The sequence below is a fragment of the Fructobacillus tropaeoli genome (assembly GCF_001047135.2).
In the GTDB taxonomy this organism is placed as follows: Bacteria; Bacillota; Bacilli; order Lactobacillales; family Lactobacillaceae; genus Fructobacillus; species Fructobacillus tropaeoli.
Genome location: NZ_DF968079.1, coordinates 1 through 15,871 on the forward strand (window position 1 = coordinate 1; position 15,871 = coordinate 15,871).

At 39.2% G+C, this 15,871-nt stretch carries 15 protein-coding genes; 8 read left to right on the forward strand and 7 right to left on the reverse strand.

Going from position 1 to position 15,871, the window contains the following annotated elements; genetic code table 11:
* Positions 1-432: 432 nt before the first annotated feature.
* Positions 433-1,251 (reverse strand): Fic family protein, encoded by an 819-nt coding sequence (locus AOQ32_RS01830; protein WP_059393330.1) that lies wholly within the window; start codon positions 1,249-1,251, stop codon positions 433-435.
* A 545-nt stretch (positions 1,252-1,796) separates the two neighbouring features.
* Here AOQ32_RS01830 and AOQ32_RS01840 point away from each other — a divergent pair.
* From AOQ32_RS01840 to AOQ32_RS01855, 4 genes are all read left to right on the forward strand, one after another.
* The gene (locus AOQ32_RS01840; RefSeq protein ID WP_059393332.1) at positions 1,797-3,743 is read left to right on the forward strand and encodes a S9 family peptidase; all 1,947 of its coding nucleotides are present in this window, start codon (positions 1,797-1,799) and stop codon (positions 3,741-3,743) included.
* Positions 3,744-3,925: 182 nt separating this feature from the next.
* Positions 3,926-4,390, forward strand: coding sequence for an FMN-binding protein (locus AOQ32_RS01845; protein WP_059393333.1), 465 nt, complete (start codon positions 3,926-3,928; stop codon positions 4,388-4,390).
* Positions 4,391-4,411: 21 nt separating this feature from the next.
* Positions 4,412-5,212 (forward strand): FAD:protein FMN transferase, encoded by an 801-nt coding sequence (locus tag AOQ32_RS01850; RefSeq protein ID WP_242976705.1) that lies wholly within the window; start codon positions 4,412-4,414, stop codon positions 5,210-5,212.
* Positions 5,196-6,488: an FAD-binding oxidoreductase gene (locus AOQ32_RS01855; RefSeq protein ID WP_059393334.1), complete on the forward strand. Its 1,293-nt coding sequence runs from the start codon at positions 5,196-5,198 to the stop codon at positions 6,486-6,488. Before AOQ32_RS01850 ends, AOQ32_RS01855 begins: the two co-directional genes overlap by 17 nt.
* A gap of 717 nt (positions 6,489-7,205) precedes the next feature.
* Here AOQ32_RS01855 and AOQ32_RS01860 read toward each other — a convergent pair.
* Together AOQ32_RS01860 and AOQ32_RS01865 are read right to left on the reverse strand one after the other, a co-directional pair.
* A complete protein-coding gene (locus tag AOQ32_RS01860; RefSeq protein WP_059393335.1) occupies positions 7,206-8,498 on the reverse strand; it encodes an AbiH family protein in 1,293 nt (430 codons plus the stop codon).
* 80 nt (positions 8,499-8,578) lie between these two features.
* Positions 8,579-8,893, reverse strand: coding sequence for a SemiSWEET family transporter (locus AOQ32_RS01865; RefSeq protein ID WP_059393336.1), 315 nt, complete (start codon positions 8,891-8,893; stop codon positions 8,579-8,581).
* A gap of 184 nt (positions 8,894-9,077) precedes the next feature.
* Between AOQ32_RS01865 and AOQ32_RS01870 the strand changes: the two genes are divergently transcribed.
* Positions 9,078-9,578: a prolyl-tRNA synthetase associated domain-containing protein gene (locus AOQ32_RS01870; protein WP_059393337.1), complete on the forward strand. Its 501-nt coding sequence runs from the start codon at positions 9,078-9,080 to the stop codon at positions 9,576-9,578.
* 127 nt (positions 9,579-9,705) lie between these two features.
* On the opposite strand, the gene AOQ32_RS01875 is transcribed toward AOQ32_RS01870, so the two are convergent.
* The 4 genes from AOQ32_RS01875 to AOQ32_RS01890 all read right to left on the reverse strand — a co-directional run bounded on the left by AOQ32_RS01875 (position 9,706) and on the right by AOQ32_RS01890 (position 12,251).
* Entirely contained in the window at positions 9,706-10,296 is a 591-nt protein-coding gene (locus AOQ32_RS01875) for a helix-turn-helix domain-containing protein (protein WP_059393338.1), read from the reverse strand.
* Between the two features lie 39 nt (positions 10,297-10,335).
* Complete coding sequence (gene ribB / locus AOQ32_RS01880; RefSeq protein WP_059393339.1) at positions 10,336-10,971, reverse strand: 3,4-dihydroxy-2-butanone-4-phosphate synthase; 636 nt, start codon at positions 10,969-10,971, stop codon at positions 10,336-10,338.
* A 253-nt stretch (positions 10,972-11,224) separates the two neighbouring features.
* Positions 11,225-11,533: a metal-sulfur cluster assembly factor gene (locus AOQ32_RS01885; protein ID WP_199504889.1), complete on the reverse strand. Its 309-nt coding sequence runs from the start codon at positions 11,531-11,533 to the stop codon at positions 11,225-11,227.
* Complete coding sequence (locus AOQ32_RS01890) at positions 11,475-12,251, reverse strand: hypothetical protein (RefSeq protein WP_148666514.1); 777 nt, start codon at positions 12,249-12,251, stop codon at positions 11,475-11,477. The genes AOQ32_RS01885 and AOQ32_RS01890 overlap by 59 nt, the downstream gene beginning before the upstream one ends.
* A gap of 519 nt (positions 12,252-12,770) precedes the next feature.
* On the opposite strand from AOQ32_RS01890, the gene ilvD reads away from it, so the two are divergent.
* The 3 genes from ilvD to AOQ32_RS01905 are packed head-to-tail and all read left to right on the forward strand — an operon-like array spanning position 12,771 to position 15,811.
* The gene (gene ilvD, locus AOQ32_RS01895) at positions 12,771-14,510 is read left to right on the forward strand and encodes a dihydroxy-acid dehydratase (RefSeq protein ID WP_059393341.1); all 1,740 of its coding nucleotides are present in this window, start codon (positions 12,771-12,773) and stop codon (positions 14,508-14,510) included.
* Between the two features lie 18 nt (positions 14,511-14,528).
* Positions 14,529-14,846 carry a metal-sulfur cluster assembly factor gene (locus AOQ32_RS01900; RefSeq protein ID WP_059393342.1) on the forward strand — a complete coding sequence of 106 codons (318 nt, stop codon included), beginning with the start codon at positions 14,529-14,531 and terminating at the stop codon, positions 14,844-14,846.
* A gap of 20 nt (positions 14,847-14,866) precedes the next feature.
* A complete protein-coding gene (locus tag AOQ32_RS01905; RefSeq protein ID WP_059393343.1) occupies positions 14,867-15,811 on the forward strand; it encodes a bile acid:sodium symporter family protein in 945 nt (314 codons plus the stop codon).
* Positions 15,812-15,871: the final 60 nt, after the last annotated feature.

Below are 15,871 nucleotides of genomic sequence, written 5' to 3' on the forward strand. Positions count from 1 at the left end.
AAAAGGCCTTATACCAAGCCTCGGAGCGATTGTTTACTTACGTTGTTAATTTTAGGGTTGCAAATTTCCTTAGATAATCTACTTTACATAATATATATTATCGAAAGTAGATGAACTAAATTTGTCACTAAGTTTTTAATTCAATATTGACTTCCCACTTCTTAAAAACTTGTTAATTAGCCTATTTTCTACAATTTTCTTATAATAATTAGTTTTATAGTTCTTCAAATAACTTAATTTAGTTTATTGAATATCAATTCAACTCAATATGAATCGATATTTTATATGAAGCCATCGTTTTGTTTGTTTTATCAATTTCTACTGATATACCAAGTTTTATTTAAATAAAAAAAGCCTCCATTGGGAGGCCAAAATTTATATATTTAAATTATTTTCTTGTTGATTGGCAATCTCAAACATATATTTCTGATTTTAATTATTAGGTAATTCAGGTGAAGTTAATTTTTTAACGACTTCTTTTCCAAGAATTCCTTTGCTGCCTAATCCCTTGAAGGCATTTAAATGGTGCATATACTCATGGGCATATTCTTCATTTTGATGACTAGGCTCATAAAAGGTCTTTCCATCATAGTCTGTCACAGCAATATTTTTTAAAGTGGCCACTAACAGACGGTCATCATTTGAATAATAAAAGTTGCCCATCATATGCAAAATGTTGTCCATTGCTGGTTCTGGAATATAAAAAACGCCAGCTCCCTCCTGAAGTAATGGCACATTTGCAGTTAGTAATGCTGTCCGTTTATTAGTATCATTAAAAATTTGACTTCGAGATAGATAAGTAAAAATCTTGGCAGCGCGATCTTCCGGAGCCAAATCACGATTGTCCATAATGGCGTTAAAGCGCTTTTCTACGAGTTCTGGATCCACCTTATCAGGGATAAACACCCCTTTATCGGTATTTACACCGCCCATACCAGTTCTGAGCATGCCTGGATTAAGGGCATCGCCGGTACCGACTATTTTGTGCAAAGCTAGTAAATTTTGGAAGTCAAAATTCTGATAGTTATTAGCAACAAATTGAGCACCTTCATGAATACGATGTAATATAACAATTTCCATAGGCCTGACACCAGTAATATAGTCATTGTTAACAATGGCCTCGGTTTGAAAAAGTGTTACTGACATACCTTCAAATTGGGCACCATCATATAAGATAGTCGGCGTAGATTTACGAAAAAGAAGCTGTTCTGTTTCCAAATCAAAATGAAATGGTTTTAATTGGTATACCATTTAGCTCTTCGCCTTTCCTTAAATTGACTAGGCTAACCACCGATTATATCCTTAAAGCCCTCTTTTATGAAAATGGTTCCAGAAACTTAGGCCTCCAATTGCAACAGCTATGATAACAATCAGCATGAATGGAAGATGTGAAACAAGTTCGGTCCCAATTCGGAAAAAAATACCATGTAAAATCCAAGTACCAAATGATCCGGCATGACTAGCACTATGACTGTGCATTGCTACGTGCTTCAATCCCAAAACAGAATTGAAAACTAATGTATTACTAAGCATCTCATTGTCCCTCCATAGTATTCTCAATAATAATAGGTCATATCATAAACGACTGTCAAATTAGATAATTTCATTGCATATGCAATAGAAATCTTAAAATTACAACTTGCGTTTGTCCAACCACCATCCAAACCATCTAACCAAATAATGTTCATTTACTCCCACTATCTTCAGTATATAATTTTTATCTTTAATAAAAAACTCATAATCCTCCTCTCATTTGCTATACTATGCCTAACTAGAATGAAAATAAGGAGAGTTTTATGGATGAAGTATCAATAACTGATTTATATCACATTAAGAGCCTCAGTCAACCGTGGGCCGCTGGGCCACTAACCTTTTTTGTTGAAAATGATTTAAGCCAAGAAAATAACGATTATACTGCCAATATCTACAGTATTGATCAACACCACCATGTCAAGCAGTACACAAATGAAGGACTAAATCTACAGCCGTTGGTTGTCGATGACTACCTTTATTTTCGTAAGCAGGACGAAAATCAGCATTTCCAACTGATGAAAATGCCCATCAATGGTGGTGTTGCAGAGCAAGTAACCACTGGCGATAGCATCGGTCAAGTTAAATTAGCTCCAGACAAGCAAGCCTTGTTCTTTAAGACTGTTCAGACCCCAGTTAAAAATGATGATGAGCTAACAACACGGCACGTTGATAAAGTCCAAAATCGTGCAGATGGCATTGGTTGGATTCCGACTGATAATCACTATGACCTTGTTCGCTTTGATCTTAAATCGCAAACAGCGACAACTATCTGGACTGGCACGGAAGACTTTAGCTTGGAAGACATTAGTCCCGACCAAAATCAGGTTTTATTTTTAGCAGCCGAACACCCCGACTGGACCAGTAAATTTGACGAATCATTAGCCGTTTATCTTTATGACATTGACAAACAGGAAAAAATTTGGCTTACGAAATCATTTCCTGATGGCGTCTTTTCGGATGCTCATTTTTCACCCAATGGTCAGCAAGTAACAGTTATTGGTAGCGATTATAGTCACTATTCTGCAACCGTTAACCAACTTTACCTTTATGATTTAACCGATATGCATGTCCAGAATATTACAGGCAATGATGACCTTGATGTTGGTTATGAACACAGTATTGGCAGCGATATGATTCAAAACCGTAGCGGTATTAGCGGCACCTGGTTCACTAATAGTCAGTATTTGTTCCAAGCTTATGATCATGGTCATAGCCAATTACACATTTGGGATGGTGAAAAAACAACCTTGGTAACGGATGATCTGCGTGACATTGTCGATTTCACTGTCAATGATACCCAAGAAGTTGTGATGGTCACCTCCTCTACCGAACGACCTGCTGAACTGAAGATATTGAACTTGCTAACTGGTCAGGAGACAAGCCTCTACAATCCAAACCAAGAATATGAGCAAGGCCATACCTATGCCCAAGTTAGTTCTTTCTACTACCCTTCGACTGATGAAAAAGTTCAACTTCAGGGTTGGTTCACGAAGGCCCAAGGGACAAATGACAAGGCGCCACTAATTTTATACATCCATGGTGGCCCACACGCAGCTTATGGTGATACCTTCTTTCATGAATTTCAGGCGCTAGCGGCTAAAGGTTTTCACGTTGTTTACTTCAACCCCCGCGGTTCCACGAGTTATGGTGAAGCATTTGCTACGGATGTCATGGGCCATTATGGTGAAAATGATTATGACGATGTGATGGCTGGGCTCGACTATACCCTTGACCATTTTGATGGCATCAACAAAGACAAAATTTTTATTGCTGGTGGCTCATACGGTGGTTTCCTATCCGCTTGGACGATTAGCCATACCAACCGTTTTCAGGCAGCTATCGTGCAACGACCTGCTATCGACTGGATTGGCCTCTATACCAATAGTGATATTGGTGTTCCCTTTGTTGAACAAGAAATGGGCATGGACCTTTATCGCGATGAAGGTGCTGCCCAGTATTATTGGGAAAAATCACCATTATCACATGCAAACAAAGTCAAAACACCTGTACGAATTCAACATGGCGAGCTGGACCGACGTTGCCCTGTGAGTCAAAGTGAAGCATTGTTCTTAGCCATCAAAAGTACTGGAACCGATAGTGATTATATTCGCTATCCAAAATCTTATCACGGCCTTTCCAGAAACGGTATTCCTTCGCTGCGAGTTCAAAGAATTGAAGATATTGTTGAGTGGTTTAACCGTTACATTTAGCCTATCTGATTTTAATTTGTGAATTTATGTATAAGAAAAAAGACATTCAGAAAATGAATGTCTTTTTCATTTGAAAGTGAATTACTTGACTGTGGGCGTATCCTTCCTGTATTTTTTAGTTTAATTTAAAGCTGAACAGTTATATATTAATGGATAAGAAGTTACGATAAGGTGGTTTATGAATGATGAAAAAAATTATTGGAGTAGCCGTAGCAATCACTGTAGCGGTTGCCAGTGTAATCGACGGATATATTGTTTTCTTCAAGGGCAATCAGCGCCATTCTCAGACTAACTCAAATAGCAATCAGTCGAGTGTGAGCACTGAATCATCCAGCAACACTAGTAGTAATCAAACAACGAGTGGAAAGTACAAGGACGGCACCTTCACTAGTAAAACGGTTACTACCCCTCATGGGACCATGCAGGTCAGTGTGGTGATTTCTAACGGTAAAATCACGAATATCAAAATTTTGAAGTACCCTGACGAAGAATCCAAATCAGAACGCATTAACAGTCAATCACTGCCAACTTACCAATCGGAGGCCATTAAGGCCCAAAGTGCTAATATCCAACAAATTTCCGGAGCGACCGAAACTTACACAGGGTTCACGAATTCACTTCAAGATGCTTTAAACAAAGCGGTTTAACATTACCCAGGAGGACTGGTATTGACTAAAAGGACTAATGAACAATTCCATTTTTTAACACACGTTGTTGGAAAAATGAACATTCCATTTACAATTAGCGTAGCTGTATTCGAAGAACGCCCTGCCCTTCAAGAGTGCTTTCAACAACAATGTCAAAAGATTACTGCTGATTTAGACCAGGTTAACGCTGTTTTTTCACCATTCAAGCCAGATTCATTAGTATCCAGATATGCAGCTGGCGAGCGTGAAGTTCTGTTAGATTCCACTGATTTTCAAGAAGTTTTTTTAATGGCTGACCAAGCTAATCATGTAACCGAAGGATTTTTTGATCCATTCTTCAAAGGACAGTATGACCCTACCGGCATTGTCAAAGGCTGGGCGATCGAAAAAATATTTAATCAACGGTTACGGCCCCTACTGACAGACCCCTTGGTTGCGGGAGTCGCCTTAAATGGTGGCGGCGATATTCAAGCGGCTGTTGCAAATGACAGTGAACTAACCTGGATGACGGGCATTGAAAATCCACGTCATCCAGGATACTTGATTGGCAAGTACCCGTTAACCAACGCCGCACTTGCCACCTCCGGGGTTAATAAACGTGGCGAACACATTAAACGGGTTGCCAGTCCATTGATGCAGGTCACAATTGTTGATTACTCATTAACGATTGCCGATACCTGGGCAACCGCAGGAATAGCTGCCGGAACCAAACGATTTTTAGAACTAATTAAGAAACATCAATTGACGGGCGTGCTCATTGATGCCAAAATTGGTGAAATCAGTTTTGAGAAAGGTCAGGTTCATCATGCTCAAACGATATAACTTTAGTCTAGGGCTGACTTGGTTGGTAATCTTCTTTGTCATTCCATTACCACTACTCCAGACACTATCAGCTGGATTGCCAGCAATTTATTCCAGCCAATCCCAAACAATTTATTTAGGTGCCATTGCCTATGCTTGGATGCTCACGTCAATTTATTTAGCAACGAAACCCCATTGGTTGGATCGACGGATTGGCTTGCCTGATATGTATATGATTCATGGCATCATCAGTATTCTTGCTATCGGTTTGGCCTATTTGCATAAATTTGGTAACCCTTCTGATGGCTGGATAAGAACTACGGGCGATTGGGCCATTTATCTATTTACTGGCATCATGGTCTATTCGATGATCTTTATGGCTGGCTGGTTCACTAGCCGGATTCCCTTTCTAGCTAAGTTAAAAAAAATGCTAGAGACCGTTTTCAAACATGAATTATCTGTCTGGTTGCATCGTCTAAACCTGATTGCTACCCTCTTAGTATTTATCCACGTCCAATTAATTAGCTATGTGACCGCTATTCACCCTTTTATGTTCGTCTTTTATGCCTACAGTGGCATTGTCTTTATCAGCTACGTGATGAGTAAAGTTCGGAGTCAATTGGGTGATACCAGAGGAACCGTGATGACTAACGAGGTACTAGCGCCAAATGTTCAGGAGCTAACGATTACGCCTCAAAAACATTATCACTTAAATTTGCGAATGGGCGATTTCGTCTTTATCTCCTTTCCTGATTTAAAAGGCCTCAAAGAATATCATCCGTTTTCTATCGTCAATCCACCTAGTGACGATAAACAGCACATTAAGTTAGCCATCCGCGGTGATGGTGACTTCACGAAGCTCCTTTCTGAAATTAAACCAGGAGTGGCGGTTAAATTAAGTGGTGGTTACGGCCGTTATCATTCTTTCCTGGAAAATAATAATCAAGACCATCACATCGTCATGATTGCTGGTGGCATTGGTGTGACGCCATTGCTTTCAATCGTGGAAGGTTCCCCAGAACGTCATATCTCATTGTTTTATTCCGCTCATTACGACCACGATTTAATCTATTTAAATCAGCTAAAGAATTGGCACCAACGTGAGAATTTTGATTTGCATTATCAGGTCGGGCGCTATTCCGAAGCTGATGTTTTAAACCATCAATTGCATGGCCTACCAAATAACACCATCTTCTTAATTTCTGGTCCGGCCCCAATGATTCGCTATTGGAAACGGGTTTTGAAGAAAAATGGTATTCGAAATGGGCAAATGTATGCCGAAGAATTTACTTGGTAATAAAGAAAGAGAAGCCCGGTCAACATGTGATATGAACCTCAAAATTAGGACATGTCATTGAGTGGCCTTGAGGACTGACACCCGATATTCAATCGGTGTCAGTCCTTTTTCTACCAGAAGTCAAGCCCATCAAGGTTTTGGCTTCATTTCTTTTTTATCGAATAGTAATTTTGGCACACCCAAATAAGCTATCATCTTTTCATTTTTTTGGAAAGTGGTAGGATTAAGTTAAGTTATTTTCTTGATGCAATTTCATAATCATAGAGTTGGTTATGAAGCACCAAGTAGTGCAATGTTCTGACTAAGCGTGACATGGCTTGGTAAGGTGTATTCAAGAGCAATAGAACGAATTAAATGGGTTGAACCCAACACTTTTTGGATAATTTCCAGTTTTAAATCATCTGCATATGACTGGTAGAAATGTTCTAAGATGGCTTTTTTACCCACATAAAATACATATTAACTTTATCTTGATTTGTAAATTCTTGATTTGTAAATTCTTGATTTGTAAATTTACTCATAAAAAACCTCAGAATTTTGTCTCAATTCTGGGGTCCATATCATTTGTCCAAATTTCGGGATTCGTATCAAAATGAATATCTTTTTATTTAACAGTGAATTACTTGACTGTGGGTGCCCCCTTCCAATCAGCAACTTCACCAGCATCACTCTTATAAGTTGACATATTCTATTTGAATAGTTAAGTTCAGCAGATGGCTAGTCATTGAATGCACTTACTGCGGTTCCAGCGGTATCTTCCTCATCAATATCAATAATTTGTATACGTCCTTGAATGAGCAATCTGTCAAATAAGTTATTTGGTTGTCCAACAGTATTTTGGTATCTTCGAATAAGTTTTTCAACGGTCGCACAAATTTCCCCTTTAATTCTCTGACTATTCTCCCTGTCATAAGCCGTTGCATACTTAAAAATGAGTTTACATTCACTGGAATATAAATCAACTTCATTAAAAATGTAATCAAAATATGAATAATCAGCATCACTAAGGGAATGTCCAAAAAAGACAATACTTTTAATATTACTATCAATATTAAATTGACTTGTCTCGGTAATTCTCAACTTTCTAGATGTTTTTGTAAACGGCTGTGCTAGTACCTGTAGTTGTTCGTCAGCTAATTTTTGGTCATCATGTGAATCAATTCCAAAGATAATATTATTTTTCTCAAGCTTCCCATGTATATTATTTATCTTTACTTCCATTTCTCTGGGACTAAAAATCGACGCAGCGCCGGTTAAATCTGTATAATTGAAGTTTAAAATATCGATAGAAGTTGAACCAGAATCGCCAACAAAGTCCCGAATTTTATTACAAGCCTCTCCTGCGTAATCATCACCTATTTGACTGCTTAAGTACTCTTGAAAATTGCATTCTACTATTTTCAATTCACTCAATAGAAAATCAGAAACAATCAATAAAAATTCATCATAATATTCAGCTAGTTTCTTCTCCATCTTATCCAACTTATCGTCATCTGGTCGATCCTTATTCAAAGGTGATTGCCTAAGATTTTGAATTTTAGAATATGGATTTTTACTAAGATAATCAATTATTTCAAGTAATTTTTGATTATCTTGTTGAGAACGTAGCAATTTTGATATAGTAAAAATTAAAGGTGCTAAATTTAATTGATTTTTTGGAAAAACAAAATCTTCTAACATAGTTATGTTCCCCCACATCTGATACCTGTTAGTGGAGCCAATCTGTTCATCAATAAAATTAAGGGCTTCTTTTACTTGTGGGGTATCATAAGTTTTTAAAATTCCAAGCTCGGGGCTCAAGAGAACTCTCGATATTGCAGACTCAACATCCATCCAATCGACTGATTTTGCATCTGGAATCAATATTGGAATAATATAACTCCAAACAGAATTATTTCTTTTGAATAATTCACTATTATAGAAATCAGAATACTTAGACTTAATGTGTAATGATAAGTCAAAGCCATTTCCAAGTACTAGCAGCGTGCGAGGGGATGTATTATTTCCCATGTACTAATTCCTTTCCTCCATGAACATTAGAAATCAAAAGCTCGGTCAACACGACCGAGCTTCTTTATTTTATATTGATATTAATGGATATAAATCGTTATCACTGTGAACAAGCCAAACAAAATCCCCGGGACGTTGGAAATAATAATTGGCCAATCTTTATACGTTTTAGTCCAGCCATAGCCAGCCCAGAACGATGCGTTAATCATCGCTACGAGTGGCTGTAAAACACCGACTGGATGTCCTGAAAAATTGCTAATAATTTGCGGAATATAAGAAACATACATCGCAATACATGTGAATGTGGCAGCTTTACTGAGGAGCTTCAGCTGTTTAACACGTTTTTCAGGGACAGCGTTTTCACCTGTAGGATATTCTGAAGTATCAATTCTCATAAAAATTTCCTTTCTCCATTGTTCATACCTCAAATTATAGCCGTTTTCAGCATACATAGCGAGTAAAAATGAAACAATGTTGCTTTTTATGCAATATTCTTAGCCGTTATTCAAACAATTGCAATGATTAAGCAACTCTTGCTAATGATATAATGTGACCTATATTAAAAGCCGAGGTAAAAGCATGAATAAAAGTGAAGTCTTTGAGTATTTGCAGCAAAAAAATGTTTGGCACGAAATTACCGAACACCAAGCGCTATTTAGTATGGATAGCATTGTTGATGTTGATTTACCATACCCAGACGCCGATGCAAAAAATCTTTTTGTCCGTGATGATAAGAAACGAAATTACTATCTGATTACCGTTAAGGGCGATAAAAGAGTTGATTTGAAGGCCTTCCGCAAGGAAAATCAGACTCGCCCATTATCGTTTGCTTCAGAAGAAGACTTGCTAAGATTAATGGGCTTAATTCCTGGCTCGGTTTCCCCCTTTGGTCTCCTGAACGATGAAGACCGCCAGGTCAATTTTTTCCTTGATGAGGAATTTTTGAAAGAACCCGGACTAATCGGGATTCACCCAAATGAAAATACGGCAACGGTCTGGCTGAAAACACTTGATCTCCTCGAAATGATTCAAGAGCATGGGAATGAAGTTACGACTGTCCCTATCCCCGAACGAGAATAATATCATCACAATCCACTTAAAAAGCTGCAACACTGTTTCTGTAAGTAAATATGAACCCCGAAATTTGTTTGTCCAAATCTCAGAGTTCATATCAGTGTTACAGCTTTTTTAGTGTTTCATTCTCTTTTTAAGAGACAATTTGATGATATTGTTCCTGGGCAATTTGTACAATTGGCATCTGTTGTGAACTGTACGTGCCTAATTTTTTACCAATATGTTGGACAAGCCAAGCAGGTAAATAAGGTCTGGCAAGGAGAACTAGGTAAGCATCAAAACTTAGAAACGTTTCGATATCCTCAAAATAGCTAAACAAGTCTTCATCCGCACGCAAGGGTTGACCCAGTCGCAGCATAATAATCGTTTCCAAAACTTGTTCATGACGGAGCAGATGTTCTTTTTGCGCTAAACGAACCATGATTCGTTTCAAAACCCGTTGATCATCAACAAACCGATAAGCTTTTTCAGCCCAATCAATAATGGCAAAACCATCAAAGACATTGGCTTCACCAATGTCTGCCAATGTTAAGCCCATATAACGCAATAATTGAATAGCGGTACTCAAATGGATATCTGTTTGACCACGTTCAAACTTTGAAATCACACTCGTCGATAAACCCGTTGCTTCGGCTAAATCATTGGCAGACATGCCACGAATTTCACGTAATTCACGAATCATGGCACCTAAACGTTGAACCTCCGCAAAGACATCTTTCGACATGGTCCCCCACCCCTTTTTACATTCTTAACTCTACTTTAATCATTCAGCAATCGCTTTTAATTCAGCTTGCTCTCGTAAGTACACTTGCAAATCAGCAATCGAAATCATTGGTAATTGCCACTTTTGGGCCAATTGCACTAAATCAGCCTGACGAGCCATATGACCATCTGGTAAAAGAATTTCGATGATTGCCGCTACAGGTGCGGTTCCAGCTAATTTGGCCAAATCGACACCCGCTTCGGTATGTCCATTACGCTCCAAGACACCTCCGGACTTTGCCACCAATGGGAAGGTGTGACCTGGGTGGACAAAGTCTTTTTCCGTCGCATCATCCTTACTTAATTGGGCAATCGTCCGAGCACGGTCGAAAGCAGAAACACCAGTCGTGACCCCTGTTGATACATGTTCACCATCAACCGAAATTGTAAAGGCGGTCTGATTTGTTTCATGATTATCATCAACCATTTGCCGTAAACCAAATTTCTCGGCCAATTCCGGTGCCATTGGTGCACACAGCAACCCGCGAGCATTGGTAACCATGAAGTTAACCGTTTCAGGCGTAATATTCTCGCCAAGGGCAATCAAATCGCCCTCATTCTCTCGATCTTCGTTGTCCACAACAATGACTGGTTGTCCCTTCTTCAATACTGCCAATGCGTCCGTAATCTTATCCATTTTTTCTTCCTCCTCTGTGCTTAAATGAGTGACTTTATCTTACCCGTTAAAACCCAGCGCACAGAAAAAATTTCCTATAAGAAAAATAAACATTGTAAAAATCAGCCCATATTCTGATAATAGCAAGGATTCAGCTAAGAATTCGTATATAAATAGAAACTTTTGAAACAGAATTATGATAATAAGCGTTCAAAAAGCGAACGATTCCTATTGAAAATTATAAAAAAGGCTGACTAAAAAAGCAAATATCCTTTTATAACCCAAGAGCAATTCGGGCATAGGGTGACAGCCGGCCACGATTCCATGCCGGTTCCCAAGTCAAGACGACCTCGACTTCTTGAATTTCACTCAATGAAAGTAATTGATTGCGAATATCGTTTTCTAAAATTTTGGTTAACGGGCAGCCCAATGTCGTCAGTGTCAAATCAACGATTGCGCGATTCCCCTGAACAGTTACCTGATTAATCAATCCAAGATTGACGATATCAATTTTCAATTCTGGATCAATTACCCGAGAAAGAGATGTTGTAATCTTCTTTTGCATTTCTTTTTGATTGGCCATTGCTTACCTCCGCTTTACTCGATTGATAATTTCGAATTGATAACAAAATCAACTGATTATTGTGAATCTTGGCAATGATTCGAGCGCTCTCAATCAATTCATTCATAATAATCTGCTGGTAATGATACTGCTCCCCCACCTGGGCAAGTTGCCAATAAAAGTTTTCCAGAAACAGGGTGGTACTATTGATCTTGGCGACGTCAATGCCATCGGCTGCCATTTGAGCGGCAACTGAAAAATTCTGATTTTGTAATTGAAACTCCGCTAACAAATAGAAGATACCCATTTGTAAGCCAACTTGTTGGGAAAAATCAGTCTGATTCTGTTGCTGCGATAACTTGCTAAAAATGCTATTCGCACGATGCTCATCTTCGTTTAGATGATAGTAAAACATGGTAGTTGCCTGAAAGAATGCCGCTTGTATGCCCCCTAATTGACGATTGGCTAACTTTTTCTGGATGGCATGTGCCTGTGCAAAGTCTCGCTTTAGAATCACTAAATGAAAATAAGATAGTAGCCAATAGTCATTTTGTTCATCATGACTAAATTGGTTTAAATCAGCTTCGGCTAACAATGTTGCCGACAATTGGCCATCTTGATGAAAGAGTACATGTTGCAGTCGCTTGAGGTATTGTTCATTTTGATTGACCGAATGTGTCCGGCTAACCGGGAAGACATCATCTAACGTCAAACCGAGACGTTCACATAACTGAACCATAATTTCAAACGTTGGCACACTCTGTTGATTTTAAAATTTGGATAAGGTCGATTGTGTACAAGTGTCTTTGCAAAGGTCACTTTGAGAAAGCTTCAGCATTTTTCGCCGTTCAACAAATTTTTCAGTATTAATCATAATTCTCCCCACTATGAAATGAAAAAAGCAGCTAACATCAGTTAGCTGCTTTTTGAACCCACCTCTAACTGCCTACTCAATTTTTAATTAGTAGGCAATCAACGAAAAATAAACTACTAATTATCAAAAAATAATAGGTAGCTTGACGACAATCACAGTATTCAAAATTAATTCATTACGATATTCCATTTTACGCATCCATTTTCTAATCATTTTATAATGCTTATCTTAATTCGAAACAGTCTAATTGTCAACTTTTACTACTGATTTCACCCGTAAGCCTGTAAAATAGTGATTCCTGTTATATAAAATTAGAATATTTTCTTGTTTCGCCATTCGATTCGATTAGAATTTGATTAAATTCAAGAATAAAAGGAGCAAAACATGAAAGATGAATTTTCTTTTACAGTTACGAGCGATGATTTGAAACAGCGTTCTGATCATATTAAATTAGGGGTCCATCAGGCCCCTGCTCGTTCTCTACTTTATGCGACGGGACAAGTTCAAAATCCCGAGGATATGAAGAAGCCCTTTATTGCCATTTGCAATTCATACGTCGAAATTGTCCCAGGTCATACCCATCTACGGGAATTAGCCGATATCGCGAAAGAAGCAATTCGTGAAGCGGGCGGTATTCCTTTTGAATTTAATACAATCGGTGTTGACGACGGCATCGCGATGGGCCATTCCGGGATGCGCTATTCCCTACCATCACGGGAATTAATTGCTGATTCTGCTGAAACAGTGATCACTGCTCACTGGTTTGATGGCGTTTTTTTCTTGCCAAACTGTGACAAAATAACACCCGGCATGTTGATGGCTTCCCTACGGTGCAACGTCCCTTCGATTTTCGTTTCGGGCGGCCCAATGAAAGCCGGATTGGATGCCAAGGGTAACGCCGCTACCCTTTCAACAATGTTTGAAGCAGTTGGCTCATTTAAATCAGGATTGATGACCAAAGACGAATTCTTGCAAATGGAACAAAACGTTTGTCCAACCTGTGGTTCTTGTGCGGGGATGTTCACAGCTAATTCAATGAACACCTTAATGGAAATGCTTGGGGTTACCCTGCCCTATAACGGAACAGCATTGGCAACCTCAACGGAACGACGTGACCTGATTCGCGAAGGTGCTAAGCAACTAATGCGCTTAGTCAAAGAAAATGTGAAGCCAAAAGATTTGATTACCAAAGAAGCGCTTGACGATGCCATCGCGCTTGATATGGCCATGGGTGGTTCAACAAATACTGTTCTTCATGTTTTAGCAATTGCTCATGAAGCAGGAATTGACTATAACCAAGAAGATATCAATCAAATTGCTAAAAAAGTCCCTTATCTAGCCAAAATTGCGCCATCATCCAACTGGTCGATGGAAGATGTTCATCAAGCGGGTGGTATCCCAGCAATCATGAACGAACTTGTCCGCATGGGTAATATTTTACATCCTGATCGCATGACCGTGACTGGGAAAACCATTCGAGAAAACGTGGCTAACCACGAAATTTTAAATGACGAAATTATCAGGCGCTTTGATGTAAATCCTTATTCCAAAGAAGGTGGCATCTCCATCCTCTACGGGAACCTTGCACCAGATGGCGCAGCCATTAAAGCTGGTGGGGTCGATGCCAGTGTCAAACAGTTTACGGGAGAAGCCATTGTGTTCGACTCAGAAGGCGACGCTGTCAAGGCCATTGATGCTGGTCAAATTCATGCCGGCCACGTAGTGGTTATCCGTTATGAAGGACCAAAGGGAGGACCAGGCATGCCCGAAATGCTTGGTCCAACATCCGCTTTAACTGGGATGGGACTAGGAAAAGAAGTTGCCTTGATTACTGATGGGCGTTTTTCCGGAGCAACTCGCGGTATCTCAGTTGGACATGTCAGTCCCGAGGCAGCTGATCAAGGGCCAATCGCTTTAATTCATGATGGCGATCAAATTACGATTGATTTGGTTGACCGGTCAATCCACCTACATGTTAGCGATGCAAAATTAGCAGAGCGAAAAACACAATTAAAACCTTTTAAGCCTAAAATCAAGCATGGTTGGATTGCTCGCTACCAAAGTCTTGTGACTTCAGCAAATACCGGTGCTGTCTTAAAGGGAGCTGATGAACTTTTCGGTTAAAGAAACGAGGTGTCCTTCATGGAAACTGAAACAGAAGACCTAAAAAACAGAATGGTCCAGGCACTTTCAGAGGTAATTGATCCCGAGTTGAAATGTGACATCATCAATCTCGGTTTAGTTTACGGATTATCGATGGATGATCATCATTGCGTAACCGTTCAATTAACACTAACCACAATGGGCTGTCCCTTAACAGAGGTTTTAGAAACCATGATTGAACGTGCCTTAATGAATCTTGTTGAGGTCGAAAAAGTCGTCGTCGAACTCGTTTGGAATCCAGCGTGGAATAAAAACATGATGAGTGACTATGCCAAACTTGTTTTAGGAGTCTATTAACAAAAAAGGAAAGAAAAAATATGCAAAAAGCCAAACAATTGTCCGATACAATTAATAAATTTTTTACTCTCTTTGTCCTGCTAATCGTCTTAATTGCTCTTTTTTTACCTAAACCCGGAACACTGATTGCCACAACCAAAGTTGGTAACCTTTCTGCCGTCTCAATCTTATTAATGATTGTTTTGTTTGGCATGGGCATTACGTTAACACCAGCTGATTTTAAGCGAGTAGTCCAAAAGCCTGTTCAAGCGTTAATGGGGACTGTTGCTCACTACGTTATTATGCCCTTCTTGGCATTCTTGTTAGTACACTTATTTGGTTTAACTGGTGCTGCAGCTGTTGGTGTTATTTTAGTTGGTTCTGCCCCATCCGGAACCGCATCCAACGTCATGTCATTTTTAGCCGGTGGCGACGTTGCATTGGACGTCTCCATTGGCTTGCTTTCAACATTATTGGCACCGTTTATGTTGCCATTGCTGCTCAAAATGTTAGCAGGAAAATGGGTTGATGTGCCCTTCCAGTCAATGTTTTTATCAGCATTTGAAATTGTGGTTATTCCAGTCGCTTTGGGATTAACCGTTCATATGGTCTTTCAAAAGCATGTCCAAAAAATCATCAACGTGATGCCATTAGTTTCGCAAGTAATGATTGTTTTGATTATTCTGGCCGTTTTGTCCGCTAATTCAAAAACGATTCTTGCTGTTAGTACACTTGCTTTAATTCCAATTGTTATGTTGCATAATTTATTGGGTTATCTATTTGGTTTTCTGTTTGCCAAATTATTAAAAATGGATACCGCCCAACAGAAGGCAATTACGTTTGAAGTTGGTATGCAAGACTCGGCCCTTGCGTCCACGTTAGCAATTTCATTTTTCGAACCCGCTTCCGCCATTTCAGCAGTTATTTTTTCTGTCTGGCACAATATCTCGGGTTCAGTTTTAGCCTCCATTTGGAAAAACCATTAAGAGTTCTTCCACTCATTGCAATATAAAAAGTCAAATCCCTTAGACAGAAAAAGGCCCCCC